This window comes from Acinetobacter sp. ANC 3813 (assembly GCF_002135435.1).
GTDB lineage: Bacteria > Pseudomonadota > Gammaproteobacteria > Pseudomonadales > Moraxellaceae > Acinetobacter.
The window spans coordinates 61,668-75,423 of record NZ_NEGK01000014.1 but is presented as its reverse complement, the minus strand read 5'-3'; the positions used below and the strand labels follow the sequence as shown (position 1 = coordinate 75,423).

Genomic DNA, 13,756 nt, shown 5'->3' with positions numbered 1-13,756 from the left:
CAAGCCGCATACTAAATTCGACGCAGAAGTATACGTACTTTCTAAAGAAGAAGGCGGTCGTCATACTCCATTCCTTAACGGTTACCGTCCACAGTTCTACTTCCGTACAACTGACGTAACTGGCGCTATCTCTCTTCAAGAAGGCGTTGAAATGGTTATGCCTGGTGACAACGTAGAAATGTCAGTAGAGCTTATCCACCCGATCGCTATGGACGCTGGCTTACGCTTCGCGATCCGTGAAGGCGGCCGTACAGTTGGTGCTGGTGTAGTAGCTAAAGTTATTGCATAATACAAATTGTAATATTAAATCGAGAGCTTAGGCTCTCGATTTAATCTGCAGGTCAGTAGTTCAATTGGTAGAGCGTCGGTCTCCAAAACCGAATGTTGGGGGTTCGAGTCCCTCCTGGCCTGCCAAAATTTTTTAAAAAGAAGCTTGATGCTGGCTAAACTGGTCATATAATAAGTCGCGAATCCTACGACGAGTACAAAAATGTCGAATGATAAATCGCGTGACGCATTAAGCGACGCGCCAATTCCTCAAAGAAATAATTCTGCTGAAGTTGTAAATTCTGGCTCCCCTTTGGATATTGTTCTTTGGGTTGTTGCTTTGATTTTATTAATCGGGGCAATGCTTGCGAATCAGCATCTTCCAGCGTATTGGGCACCCGCAAATGATGTTTGGGTGCGCGTTGGGGTGATTTTGGCTTGTATCATCGTGGCTTTAGGTTTATTATACGCCACCCATCAAGGCAAAGGCTTTATCCGTTTATTGAGAGATTCGCGGATTGAGTTGCGACGTGTGACTTGGCCTACAAAGCAGGAGACGGTGACCACATCTTGGCACGTTCTTGCGGTAGTGGTTATTGCATCTATTGTTTTATGGTGTTTTGACTATGTTTTAGGCTGGTTAATGAAGTTTTTTATCGGGTAAGAGAGCTATGAAACGTTGGTACATTATTCATGCCTATTCAGGGTATGAAAAACAGGTGTTACGCTCACTTAATGATCGAATCCAGCGCAGCGCTGTAGCCGATAGCTTTGGTGAAGTCCTTGTCCCTACTGAAGAAGTAGTGGAAATGAAGGATGGCAAAAAACGAAAATCAGAGCGTAAATTCTTTCCAGGCTATGTATTGGTCGAAATGGAAATGAATGATGAAACTTGGCACATTGTTAAAGAATGTCCAAAAGTATTGGGTTTCATTGGCGGTACAGCAGAAAAGCCTGCACCGATTACGCAAAAAGAAGCTGATGCGATTCTTGCACGTGTACGCAATACTGGTGAAGCGCCTCGTCCTAAGACGATGTTTGAGCCAGGCGAAGAATTATTGGTAATTGACGGTCCATTCACAGACTTTAAAGGTGTGGTGGAAGAAGTTCTTTACGAAAAATCGCGCTTAACGCTGACGATTAATGTATTTAACCGTCCAACACAAGTTGAACTGGAATTTCGCCAAGTCGAAAAATCAGTTTAATTCGCGTTGGCAGGTAAACGCCCGATTTTAACCAATCGGGCATTGTTGTTGTAACGGTATCGTTACTTTAAATGCATGGGGAGCCTAACGGCGTTAGTACCCAGAGGTAATTGAAATGGCTAAGAAGATTGACGGCTATATCAAGCTGCAAGTTCCAGCTGGTAAAGCAAATCCATCTCCACCGATTGGTCCTGCACTAGGTCAACGTGGTGTTAACATCATGGCATTCTGTAAAGAATTCAATGCTGCGACACAAAAAGTTGAAGCTGGTCTTCCAATTCCAGTAGTGATCACTGTGTACAACGACAAGTCGTTCACATTCATCATGAAAACTCCGCCTGCTGCGATTCTTCTTAAGAAAGCTGCTGGCATCGCTAAGGGTTCAGCTGTACCTAACAAAACTAAAGTTGGTAAGTTGACTCGCGCTCAATTAGAAGAAATTGCGACTACTAAAGAACCAGATTTAACTGGTGCTGATTTAGACGCACGTGTACGTACCATTGCTGGTTCTGCGCGTTCTATGGGCTTGGAAGTGGAGCTATAAGACATGGCTAAATTAACTAAACGTCAAAAAGCCATTGCTGCTGCTATTGAAGCGAACAAAGTTTACACTTTGGAAGAAGCGGTACAAGTTCTTAGCAGCCTTCCTGCTGCAAAATTCAAAGAATCTTTGGATGTTGCGGTAAACCTAGGTGTTGATCCTCGTAAATCTGACCAAGTTGTTCGTGGCGCGACTACACTTCCTGCAGGTACTGGTAAAACTGTACGTGTTGCTGTGTTTGCTCAAGGCGCTGCTGCTGAAGCTGCTAAAGCTGAAGGCGCAGACATCGTTGGTTTTGATGATCTTGCTGAAAGCATTCAAGCGGGTAATCTTGACTTTGACGTAGTAATTGCAGCTCCGGATGCAATGCGCGTTGTAGGTAAGTTGGGTACAATCCTTGGTCCACGCGGCTTAATGCCGAACCCTAAAGTGGGTACAGTAACTCCTGACGTAGCTGGCGCTGTTAAAAACGCTAAAGCTGGTCAAGCGCGTTACCGTGTAGACAAAGCGGGTATCATCCACGCTGCGATCGGTCAAGTAGGTTTCTCTGCTGAAGCTGTTCGTTCAAACGTTGAAGCACTTGTTGCTGACCTTAAGAAAGCAAAACCTGCTACTTCTAAAGGTATCTACATTCAAAAGATCACTTTGAGCTCAACTATGGGCCCTGGTCTTGTTGTTGAAGTAGCTAACGTTTCTAAATAAGTTTCGGCTTATTACAGAATTTTAAAGCCCTGAGTAAAAATCAAAACGCTGTTTTGATTTTTACGCAAGAAAACCTATTTTGGCTTCTTGTAACTTAGGCAAACTTTGAATTGATAAATGTAAATTTGTCAGCGTCAAAGACCTCGGGCGAGGGGAGTTTTATACTCTCTTCTTAATTGTCCAGCCCGAGTAGACGCGGTGGTGTGATTTGTTCATCCTCCGCGTGTAAATTCAGCGATGAATTTACGAATTGGGAGTGTGTCTTTTTTAAGGCGCATAAATCACCGTTAGGAGGTTTTACAATGGCTCTTCTTATCGAAGGCAAAAAACAGATCGTAGCTGAAGTAACTGAAGTTGCTTCTACTGCATTTGCTGCTGTTGTTGCTGACTATCAAGGTTTAACAGTTGAGCAATTAACTGCTCTACGTGTTGAAGCTCGTAAACTAGGTGTTGCTACACGCGTTGTACGTAATACTTTGGCTAAACGCGCTCTTCAAGATACTCAATTCAATATCTTGAACGACAACCTTGTTGGCCCAACAATCTTAGCTTTCTCAACTTCTGAAGACGACATGGGCGCTGCTGCTCGTTTGTTCGAAGAATTTGCTAAAACTAATAAAGCATTTGAACTTAAAGCTGCTGCATTTGACGGCAAAGTTTATCAAGGTGCTGAAGTTAGCGTTATCGCGAATCTTCCAAACCAAGAGAAAGCGCTTACTATGCTTGCAAGCGTTCTTCAGGCTCCTATTTCGAAATTGGGTCGCTTACTTACAGCGCTTCAAGAGAAAAACGAGTCAGAAGCTGCATAAGCTCAAACTTACACACACATCATTCAATACCCATTTGGAGTTACTCTCATGGCTTTAACAAACGAAGAAATCCTAAACGCAGTTGCTGAAAAAACTGTTCTTGAACTTGTTGAACTTATCTCTGCTTTCGAAGAGAAATTCAACGTATCTGCTGCTGCTGTAGCTGTTGCTGCTGGTCCAGCTGCTGCTGCTGCTGAAGAACAATCTGAATTCAACGTTGAGTTGACTTCATTTGGCGCGAACAAAGTTGCTGTAATTAAAGCAGTTCGTGAAGTAACTGGTCTTGGCTTGAAAGAAGCTAAAGACATGGTTGAAGGTGCTCCAGCGATTCTTAAAGAAGGCGTTTCTAAAGAAGAAGCTGAAGAACTTAAGAAAAAACTTGAAGAAACTGGTGCTACAATTACTGTTAAGTAATTTCGCCAGGGGGCAAATATTAATTTGACCCCAAAAATTGGCTGATGGCTCTTGGGTCATCAGCCTTTTTGCGTTACAATAATCGGCTCGATTTTTGTTTGCATGACATAAAAATCATACAAATTGAAAATAAAGAAAAATATCAAACGCTTACCAATATTTTTCCGTTTAAAAAATATTGTTAAGCGTTTTAATACCACTATAAATTGCAGCATTTGTCAAAGTGGTGGCCATATCGGCCTGCGTAATTCCTTCTAAATCCGTTCTGCAGGCGGATTTAGTTTACTTTCCGAGGACTCCAGATGGCATACTCATATACCGAAAAGAAACGGATCCGTAAGAATTTTGGTAAATTGCCCAAGGTAATGGATGTTCCGTACTTGCTCGCGATTCAAGTCGACTCGTACAGAACTTTCTTGCAAGATGGCAAAACTCCAAAAAACCGCGAAGATATCGGTCTCCAAGCCGCATTTCGTTCAGTTTTTCCTATAGAAAGTTATTCTGGCAATGCTGCTTTAGAATTTGTTGAGTATAGTCTTGGTAAACCTGAGTTTGATGTGCGTGAGTGTATTCTCCGCGGTTCAACTTATGCGGCGCCAATGCGTGTAAAAATTCGTTTGATCCTGAAAGATCGCGAAACGAAATCAATCAAAGACGTGCGCGAGCAAGAAGTCTACATGGGCGAAATGCCTTTGATGACGGATAACGGTACGTTTGTGATTAACGGTACTGAGCGTGTAATCGTATCTCAATTGCACCGTTCACCAGGTGTGTTCTTTGACCACGATAAGGGCAAAACACACTCAAGCGGTAAAGTGCTGTATTCAGCGCGTATTATTCCTTACCGCGGTTCATGGCTGGACTTTGAATTTGATGCCAAAGACCTTGTATATGTGCGTATTGACCGCCGCCGCAAATTGCTTGCGACTGTTGTTCTTCGCGCATTGGGTTATAACAATGCTCAAATTCTTGATTTGTTCTATGAAAAAGTACCTGTGTACTTGGATATGGGCAGCTACCAGATTGATCTAGTGCCAGAACGCCTGCGTGGTGAAATGGCTCAGTTTGATATTGCAGACAAAGACGGTAAAACAATCGTAGAGCAGGGCAAGCGTATCAATGCGCGCCACGTGCGTCAAATGGAAGCTGCGGGGCTTGAGAAGCTTTCAGTTCCAGATGAATACTTATACGAACGCATCATTGCTGAAGATGTAGCATTGGTTGGCGGTGATGTCATTGCTGCTAATACTGTATTGAGCCATGAAATCATGGTGAAATTGGCAGAAGGCGGTGTGAAGCAATTCAACATCCTGTTCACCAATGACATCGACCGCGGATCATTCATTGCAGACTCATTACGTGCAGATACAACAACTGGCCGCGAAGAAGCGCTGGTAGAAATCTATAAAGTAATGCGTCCAGGCGAGCCGCCAACAAAAGAAGCTGCTGAAAACTTATTCAACAACTTATTCTTCTCTTCTGAACGTTATGACTTGTCTCCTGTAGGCCGCATGAAGTTCAACCGCCGTTTGGGCCGTCCTTACGAAGTGGGTACAGATCAGAAGTCTCGTGAAGTTGAAGGCATTCTTTCGAACGATGACATCACTGATGTTCTGAAGACATTGGTTGAAATCCGTAACGGTAAAGGTGAAGTCGACGATATCGACCACTTGGGTAACCGTCGCGTGCGTTCTGTCGGTGAAATGACAGAAAACCAATTCCGTGTAGGTCTAGTTCGTGTAGAACGTGCTGTTAAAGAACGTCTATCTCAAGCTGAAACAGATAACTTGTCTCCGCAAGATTTAATTAATGCGAAGCCAGTTGCTGCTGCAATCAAAGAATTCTTTGGTTCAAGCCAATTGTCTCAGTTCATGGACCAAAACAACCCGTTGTCTGAAATTACACACAAACGTCGTGTATCAGCGCTTGGTCCCGGCGGTTTAACGCGTGAGCGTGCAGGCTTTGAAGTACGTGACGTACATCAAACGCATTACGGCCGTGTATGTCCAATTGAAACGCCGGAAGGTCCAAACATTGGTTTGATCAACTCATTGTCTGTATACGCGAAATGTAATAATTTCGGTTTCCTAGAAACACCATACCGTAAAGTGGTAGATGGCCGTGTAACAGATGACGTTGAATATCTTTCTGCAATTGAAGAAGTAGGTACTGTCATTGCACAGGCCGACTCTGCAGTAGATAAAGACGGTAACCTGCAAGAAGATTTCGTATCTGTTCGTCACCAAGGTGACTTCGTACGTATGCCTCCTGAAAAAGTAACGCATATGGATGTATCTGCTCAGCAGGTTGTATCTGTAGCTGCGTCACTGATTCCGTTCCTTGAGCACGACGATGCCAACCGTGCATTGATGGGTTCAAACATGCAGCGTCAAGCTGTGCCGACGTTAATTGCTGACAAGCCGCTTGTAGGTACAGGCATGGAAGCGAACGTAGCGCATGACTCAGGTGTGTGTGTGATTGCGAACCGTGGCGGCCGTATTGAATTTGTTGACGCATCACGTGTCGTGATTCGTGTGAATGAAGATGAAATGATCGCGGGTGAAGCAGGCGTAGATATCTATAACCTGATCAAATACACCCGTTCGAACCAAAACACGTGTATCAACCAGAAAGTTCTCGTAAAACTGGGTGATAAAGTTGGCCGCGGTGATGTATTGGCTGACGGTCCATCAACGGATGGCGGTGAGCTGGCGCTGGGTCAAAACATGCGCGTAGCGTTCATGACTTGGAACGGTTACAACTACGAAGACTCAATCTTGCTTTCTGAGCGTGTGCTTCAAGAAGACCGTTTAACGTCTATTCACATCCAAGAATTATCATGTGTAGCGCGTGATACTAAGCTGGGTGCTGAAGAAATCACTGCGGATATTCCAAACGTCGGTGAAGCTGCACTGTCTAAGCTTGATGAATCAGGTATTGTTTACATCGGTGCTGAAGTTACAGCAGGCGACATCCTTGTAGGTAAAGTAACGCCTAAAGGTGAAACGCAGCTGACTCCTGAAGAAAAACTGCTTCGCGCAATCTTCGGTGAAAAAGCGGCTGATGTGAAAGACTCATCTTTACGTGTATCTTCATCTGTGAAAGGTACGGTTATTGATGTTCAAGTGTTTACACGTGACGGTCTTGAAAAAGACGAACGTGCTCAAGCAATTGAAAAAGCGCAGTTAGATGCATACCGCAAAGACTTGAAAGAAGAATACAAAATCTTCGAAGAAGCTGCGCGTGAACGTATTGTGCGCTTGCTGAAAGGCCAAGAATCGAATGGCGGCGGCACCACTAAACGCGGTGACAAACTTTCTGAAGACGTATTGTCTGGTTTAGAGCTTGCTGATCTGCTTGAAATTCAGCCGACAGATGAAGGTATTGCTGAGCGCCTAACTCAAATTCAAGTGTTCTTAAAAGAGAAGAGCTTTGAAATTGATGAGAAATTTGCTGAGAAAAAACGCAAACTTTCTACAGGCGATGAGCTTACAACTGGCGTCTTGAAAGTTGTTAAAGTTTACTTAGCTGTAAAACGCCGCATCCAGCCGGGTGATAAGATGGCGGGTCGTCACGGTAACAAAGGTGTTGTATCTAACATCTTGCCTGTAGAAGACATGCCGCATGACGCAAACGGTGTACCTGTTGATATCGTGTTGAACCCACTGGGTGTACCATCACGTATGAACGTGGGGCAGATTTTAGAGACTCACTTGGGTATGGCTGCGAAAGGTCTTGGTGACAAGATTGATAAGATGCTTCAAGAGCAACGCACTGTACTTGAGCTTCGTGAATTCTTAGATAAGATTTACAACAAAGTTGGTGGCGAGCAAGAAGATCTTGATAGCTTAACTGATGATGAAATCCTGAAACTTTCTGGTAACTTACGTGCAGGTGTTCCTTTAGCGACGCCAGTATTTGATGGTGCTGAAGAATCACAAATTAAAGAATTGCTAGAGCTTGGCGGCATTTCACGTACTGGTCAAACAGTATTGTATGATGGCCGTACTGGTGAGCGTTTCGACCGTCCTGTAACTGTAGGTTACATGTACATGCTGAAACTTAACCACTTGGTTGATGACAAGATGCATGCGCGTTCTACTGGTTCTTACTCTCTAGTAACGCAACAGCCGCTTGGTGGTAAAGCACAATTCGGTGGTCAGCGTTTCGGTGAGATGGAAGTCTGGGCACTAGAAGCATACGGCGCGGCTTATACACTGCAAGAAATGCTTACAGTGAAGTCGGATGACGTTGAAGGCCGTACTCGCATCTATAAGAACATTGTAGATGGTAACCATTATATGGACCCAGGTATGCCTGAATCGTTCAACGTATTGACCAAAGAGATCCGTTCTTTAGGTATCAACATTGAACTGAAAAATGGTGACTAATTAGTTCCATTGAATCTCCCTTGCGAAGCAGTGCTTCTCACCTCTTTAATCAAGAGGGGCAAGGGGGATTTCTCAGTTAAAAAACAATATTTGTGACCCAGTTGTTGAGTGAAAATCTTAACAGCGCACGGAGAAAAAAATTGAAAGACTTGCTCGATATCATGCGCAAAAAGACGGATTCAGACGGTCACGCTCCTGTAGAGTTTGACCGCATCCGTATTGGTCTTGCGTCACCAGAAATGATTAAGTCATGGTCTCATGGTGAAGTTAAAAAGCCAGAAACCATCAACTACCGTACGTTCAAACCAGAACGTGATGGTTTATTCTGTGCCAAAATTTTTGGTCCAGTAAAAGATTATGAATGCTTGTGCGGTAAATACAAGCGTATGAAATACAAAGGCGTCATTTGTGAAAAATGTGGCGTTGAAGTAACAACTGCGAAAGTTCGCCGTGAGCGTATGGGTCACATTGAGCTTGCTTCTCCAGTTGCGCATATTTGGTTCTTGAAATCACTTCCTAGCCGTATCGGTCTTCTTTTAGACATGACGCTACGTGATATCGAACGCGTATTGTATTTCGAATCTTATGTCGTTACTGACCCAGGTATGACTCCATTTGAGAAATACCAGCTTCTTAACGATGAAGAATACTTCAATGCGTTAGAAGAGCACGGTGATGAATTCACAGCGAAAATGGGTGCGGAAGCTGTTCAGGACTTGTTGAAAGACATCGATCTTGAAGCTGAAATTTCTCGCCTGCGTGAAGAGATTCCTGTAACAACTTCAGAAACGAAGCTTAAAAAAGCGTCTAAACGTTTGAAGTTGATGGAAGCGTTTAAAGAGTCAAACAACAAGCCAGAATGGATGGTGTTGACTGTACTTCCAGTACTTCCACCAGATCTTCGTCCGTTGGTTCCTCTTGAAGGCGGTCGTTTTGCGACTTCTGACTTGAACGATCTTTACCGTCGTGTGATTAACCGTAACAACCGTTTAAAACGTCTTCTTGACCTTGCAGCGCCAGACATTATCGTACGTAACGAAAAACGTATGTTACAAGAGTCTGTAGATGCATTGTTAGACAACGGTCGTCGTGGTCGCGCAATCACAGGTTCGAACAAACGTCCTCTTAAATCTTTGGCCGATATGATCAAAGGTAAGCAAGGCCGTTTCCGTCAAAACTTACTTGGTAAGCGTGTTGACTACTCGGGTCGTTCGGTAATTACTGTAGGTCCGACTTTACGTTTACACCAATGTGGTCTTCCGAAAAAAATGGCGCTTGAATTATTCAAGCCGTTCATTTTCGCTAAACTGCAGGCATCTGGCCAAGCGACAACCATTAAAGCTGCGAAGAAAATGGTTGAGCGTGAAACTCCAGAAGTTTGGGACGTTCTTGCTCACGTGATCCGTCAGCACCCAATTATGCTGAACCGTGCGCCGACACTTCACCGTTTGGGTCTTCAAGCATTTGAACCGACTCTGATTGAAGGTAAAGCGATCCGTCTTCACCCACTCGTATGTGCTGCGTTTAACGCCGACTTCGATGGTGATCAAATGGCGGTACACGTACCATTAACACTTGAAGCTCAATTAGAAGCTCGTGCGTTAATGATGTCTACAAACAACATCTTGTCACCTGCGAACGGTGAGCCAATTATCGTACCTTCTCAGGACGTTGTCTTGGGCTTGTATTACATCACGCGTGATGCGATCAATGCCAAAGGCGAAGGCATGGTGTTTGCGGATACTGACGAAGTAAACCGTGCATTGGCAACAGGTCAAGTTGACTTGCATGCCCGTGTTAAAGCGCGTGTGCATCAGACTGTTATCAATGAAAATGGTGAGCGTGAGCATCAAACTATTGTTGTTGATACAACGCCTGGCCGCTGCCTGCTTTGGGAAGTTGTTCCTGAAGGTATGGACTTCCAGCAAATTAACGTTGAGATGACGAAAAAGAACATCTCTAAAATCATCAACTCTTGCTACCGTAAATTGGGTCTGAAAGATACTGTTATCTTCGCTGACCAATTGATGTACTTGGGCTTCCGTCAAGCGACTCGTTCAGGCGTATCGGTTGGTATGGAAGACATGTTGATTCCGCCGACTAAGCAAGCGATTATTGAAAAAGCTGAAGTTGAAGTTCGTGAAATCGAACAGCAGTTTGAGCAAGGTTTCGTAACTGCCGGCGAACGCTATAACAAAGTTGTCGATATTTGGGCGCGTACAAACGATCAAGTAGCGAAAGCGATGATGGACAACTTGTCTTATACCACTGTGAAAAACAAACAGGGTGAAGATGAGAAGCAAAAATCATTCAACTCGATCTATATGATGTCTGACTCAGGTGCCCGTGGTTCGGCAGCTCAGATTCGTCAGTTAGCGGGTATGCGTGGTTTGATGGCTAAGCCAGATGGCTCGATCATTGAAACGCCTATTAAAGCTAACTTCCGTGAAGGTTTGACAGTACTTCAGTACTTCATTTCAACACACGGTGCGCGTAAAGGTTTGGCCGATACAGCATTGAAAACTGCGAACTCTGGTTACTTGACTCGTCGTCTTGTAGACGTAGCACAGGACTTGGTAATTACTGAGCCGGATTGCGGTACTTTAGACGGTCTGGTAATGACGCCATTCATTCAAGGCGGTGACGTAATCGAGAACTTAGGTACTCGAGTACTGGGCCGTGTATTGGCTGAAGATGCGAAAAAACCTGGTTCAGATGACGTTATTCTGCCGCGTAACACGCTTATTGACGAAAAACTGGCTAACTTCCTAGAAGAGCAAGGTGTCGATGAAGTGAAAGTGCGTTCAGTTGTAAACTGTGCATCAACTTTCGGTGTGTGTGCGAAATGTTATGGTCGTGACCTAGCACGCGGTCACTTGGTGAACCCAGGTGAATCTGTAGGTGTAATGGCTGCTCAATCAATTGGTGAGCCAGGTACACAGTTAACCATGCGTACATTCCACGTAGGTGGTGCTGCAAGCCGAACTTCTGCTGCGAACAGTGTACAAGTGCGTAACAAAGGTACAGTACGTTTCCACAACGTGAAAACAGTACAGCATGCGAAAGGCCATTTGGTATCGACTTCTCGTTCAGGTGAAATCGGTATTGCAGATGACATCGGTCGTGAGCGCGAGCGTTACAAGATCCCTTACGGTGCATCTATCTTGCTGAAAGATGGTGAAACCATTGATGCAGGCGGTATTGTAGCGACTTGGGATCCGCATACACATCCATTGGTTACAGAAGTTGCCGGTAAAGTACGTTTCAGCCAAATTGCTGACGGCGTGACTGTGACATCTAAGACTGATGATGCAACAGGTATGACAACAATCGAAATCTTGCCAGTGACTTCACGTCCTGCGTCAGGTAAAGATTTACGTCCAGCTGTCGTATTGGATACTGTAGATGGCGGTGAACAGTTCTACTTCCTGCCGCAAAACACGATTCTTTCTGTCCGTAATGGCGAAACTATCGGTGTGGGTGATGTTATCGGCCGTGTACCGCAAGAAACTTCACGTACCCGTGATATTACCGGTGGTTTGCCGCGTGTAGCTGACTTGTTCGAAGCGCGTAAACCAAAAGAGCATGCAATTCTTGCTGAAATTTCAGGTGTTGTAAGCTTCGGTAAAGAAACCAAAGGCAAAAACCGTTTAGTGATTACTCCGGATGACGGCTCTGAGATCTACGAAGAGTTAATTCCGAAATGGCGTACCATTAACGTGTTTGAAGGCGAACATGTGAACCGTGGTGAAACCATTTCTGACGGCCCGCAAAACCCGCATGATATTTTACGTCTGAAAGGTGAAGTGGCGTTGACGAATTACATCGTGAACGAAGTTCAAGACGTATACCGTCTGCAAGGTGTAAAAATCAACGATAAGCACATCGAAGTTATCGTGCGTCAAATGCTGCGTAAAGTCGACATCACTGATGGCGGCGATACAAGCTTCATCAAAGGCGAACAAGTGGATTACATCCGCGTAATGGGTGAGAACCAAGCTGTTCTTGCACAAAACAAGTTCCCTGCGAAATTTGAACGTCAATTGATGGGTATTACGAAAGCGTCTCTTTCTACAGACTCGTTCATCTCTGCCGCATCGTTCCAGGAAACAACTCGCGTGTTAACTGAAGCTGCTGTAACAGGTAAAGAAGATGACTTGCGCGGTCTGAAAGAGAACGTTGTTGTAGGCCGTCTGATTCCAGCAGGTACAGGTCTGGCTTACCACTTAGAGCGCCGCCGTCAAGAAGCGGAAGCTGCTGAGATTGAGCTGCACAATGACTTCTCTGATGTGGATCAAGCGTTAAGCCAAGCATTCAGCGATGAGTTTAACGGTCTTTAATTAGCCCTTTAAACAAAGCATAAAAAAAGCCGCCTTCGGGTGGCTTTTTTTATGCAAAAAAATAATAAAAGTGAATAAGAATCATTTGCTATAATACTGGGTATTTAAAGTGTGAATAAAGATGCTGAACATTTACAGGGGAATTTGCTTTTTGATTTTAAGCGCATTGATGTATGGTGCGAGCGCTAAGCCTATGATTGAGCCCTTAGGCCCGAATATTGCCGATGAAAAATCTGCCTATTATGATTTTAAAATAGAGACTTTCCGCTCCGCAGACCAATTGCGCACTTATAAAGTCTGGCTGGCAGTGCCGAAAGAGAAAAAGAGTCAAGCCAGAGCCGTACTCTATATGCTGGATGGCAATGCGGTAATGGATCGGCTGAAAGAACCGATGCTGAAAAAAATGGCAGTTTATGATGCGCCAGTTTTGGTCGCTGTTGGCTATGACACTCAGCTGCCGTTTCTATCCGAAGCGCGGTCTGTGGATTATACGCCGGGCAAGGGGGATGGAATAATCGAGCCTGATCCCAGATCACCCAGCCGGATGAGCGGCGGCAGTCAGGCTTTCCGTGATTTTGTCACAGGGCCATTGGCGGCTTGGGTCGATAATGAGGTCAAAATTGATTCTCAGCGCATTGGCTTAAGGGGCCATTCATATGGCGGCTTATTTGTGCTGGATAGCATGATGAACAGTGATTATTTTACACACTATTTTGCGGCGAGCCCGTCTTTGGCATGGGCGGATCAGCGGATGCTGAATCAAATCATGCAGGCAAAAATCAGCAATGCTGAGCATAAAAAACTGTGGCTGATGGAAGGCGATTCGGAACAGGGTAGTCAGGTGCCGCTAAGTGCCAACATATCTTTGAACGGGATAGATCAATTGCGTAAAGCTGCGCTGCTGCTGAATCAGCAAAAGGTTCAGAACAAATTAATCATCTATCCGCAATTAACGCATGGTGAGGTTTTTATTCCTGCAATGCAGGAAGCTTTTGACCAAAAGTTAAGAAATTAGCGCTTGGCTGAACTTGAAAATCTGCTTATAGTAAAATGATGCTATTGAAAATAACATTGAAAATTAATCATT

10 protein-coding genes and 1 tRNA gene are annotated in these 13,756 nt (G+C 44.5%); all 11 read left to right on the top strand.

Annotated elements, in window-relative coordinates:
* On the top strand, positions 1-289 hold a 289-nt coding region (locus tag B9T34_RS17175; RefSeq protein WP_086214354.1), incomplete at its 5' end, for an elongation factor Tu.
* A gap of 49 nt (positions 290-338) precedes the next feature.
* A tRNA-Trp gene (locus B9T34_RS17170) sits at positions 339-414 on the top strand.
* Positions 415-490: 76 nt separating this feature from the next.
* Positions 491-931: a preprotein translocase subunit SecE gene (gene secE, locus B9T34_RS17165; RefSeq protein ID WP_086214353.1), complete on the top strand. Its 441-nt coding sequence runs from the start codon at positions 491-493 to the stop codon at positions 929-931.
* A gap of 7 nt (positions 932-938) precedes the next feature.
* A complete protein-coding gene (gene nusG, locus B9T34_RS17160) occupies positions 939-1,472 on the top strand; it encodes a transcription termination/antitermination protein NusG (RefSeq protein WP_005006980.1) in 534 nt (177 codons plus the stop codon).
* 115 nt (positions 1,473-1,587) lie between these two features.
* Positions 1,588-2,016: a 50S ribosomal protein L11 gene (rplK, locus tag B9T34_RS17155; protein WP_086214352.1), complete on the top strand. Its 429-nt coding sequence runs from the start codon at positions 1,588-1,590 to the stop codon at positions 2,014-2,016.
* 3 nt (positions 2,017-2,019) lie between these two features.
* Positions 2,020-2,715 (top strand): 50S ribosomal protein L1, encoded by a 696-nt coding sequence (rplA, locus tag B9T34_RS17150; RefSeq protein WP_086214351.1) that lies wholly within the window; start codon positions 2,020-2,022, stop codon positions 2,713-2,715.
* A gap of 302 nt (positions 2,716-3,017) precedes the next feature.
* Complete coding sequence (rplJ, locus tag B9T34_RS17145; protein WP_086214350.1) at positions 3,018-3,524, top strand: 50S ribosomal protein L10; 507 nt, start codon at positions 3,018-3,020, stop codon at positions 3,522-3,524.
* A gap of 48 nt (positions 3,525-3,572) precedes the next feature.
* A complete protein-coding gene (gene rplL / locus B9T34_RS17140; protein WP_086214349.1) occupies positions 3,573-3,938 on the top strand; it encodes a 50S ribosomal protein L7/L12 in 366 nt (121 codons plus the stop codon).
* A 302-nt stretch (positions 3,939-4,240) separates the two neighbouring features.
* Complete coding sequence (rpoB, locus tag B9T34_RS17135; protein ID WP_086214348.1) at positions 4,241-8,329, top strand: DNA-directed RNA polymerase subunit beta; 4,089 nt, start codon at positions 4,241-4,243, stop codon at positions 8,327-8,329.
* 140 nt (positions 8,330-8,469) lie between these two features.
* A complete protein-coding gene (gene rpoC, locus B9T34_RS17130; RefSeq protein WP_086214347.1) occupies positions 8,470-12,669 on the top strand; it encodes a DNA-directed RNA polymerase subunit beta' in 4,200 nt (1,399 codons plus the stop codon).
* Positions 12,670-12,862: 193 nt separating this feature from the next.
* On the top strand, positions 12,863-13,684 hold the full coding sequence (locus tag B9T34_RS17125; RefSeq protein ID WP_228147476.1) for an alpha/beta hydrolase: 822 nt from the start codon (positions 12,863-12,865) through the stop codon (positions 13,682-13,684).
* Positions 13,685-13,756 lie beyond the last annotated feature (72 nt).

Bases quoted from the DNA above. Each gene is read 5' to 3' on its own strand.
- secE (WP_086214353.1), top strand. From the start codon at position 491: ATGTCGAATGATAAATCGCGTGACGCATTAAGCGACGCGCCAATTCCT.
- nusG (WP_005006980.1), top strand. From the start codon at position 939: ATGAAACGTTGGTACATTATTCATGCCTATTCAGGGTATGAAAAACAG.
- rplK (WP_086214352.1), top strand. From the start codon at position 1,588: ATGGCTAAGAAGATTGACGGCTATATCAAGCTGCAAGTTCCAGCTGGT.
- rplA (WP_086214351.1), top strand. From the start codon at position 2,020: ATGGCTAAATTAACTAAACGTCAAAAAGCCATTGCTGCTGCTATTGAA.
- rplJ (WP_086214350.1), top strand. From the start codon at position 3,018: ATGGCTCTTCTTATCGAAGGCAAAAAACAGATCGTAGCTGAAGTAACT.
- rplL (WP_086214349.1), top strand. From the start codon at position 3,573: ATGGCTTTAACAAACGAAGAAATCCTAAACGCAGTTGCTGAAAAAACT.
- rpoB (WP_086214348.1), top strand. From the start codon at position 4,241: ATGGCATACTCATATACCGAAAAGAAACGGATCCGTAAGAATTTTGGT.
- B9T34_RS17125 (WP_228147476.1), top strand. From the start codon at position 12,863: ATGATTGAGCCCTTAGGCCCGAATATTGCCGATGAAAAATCTGCCTAT.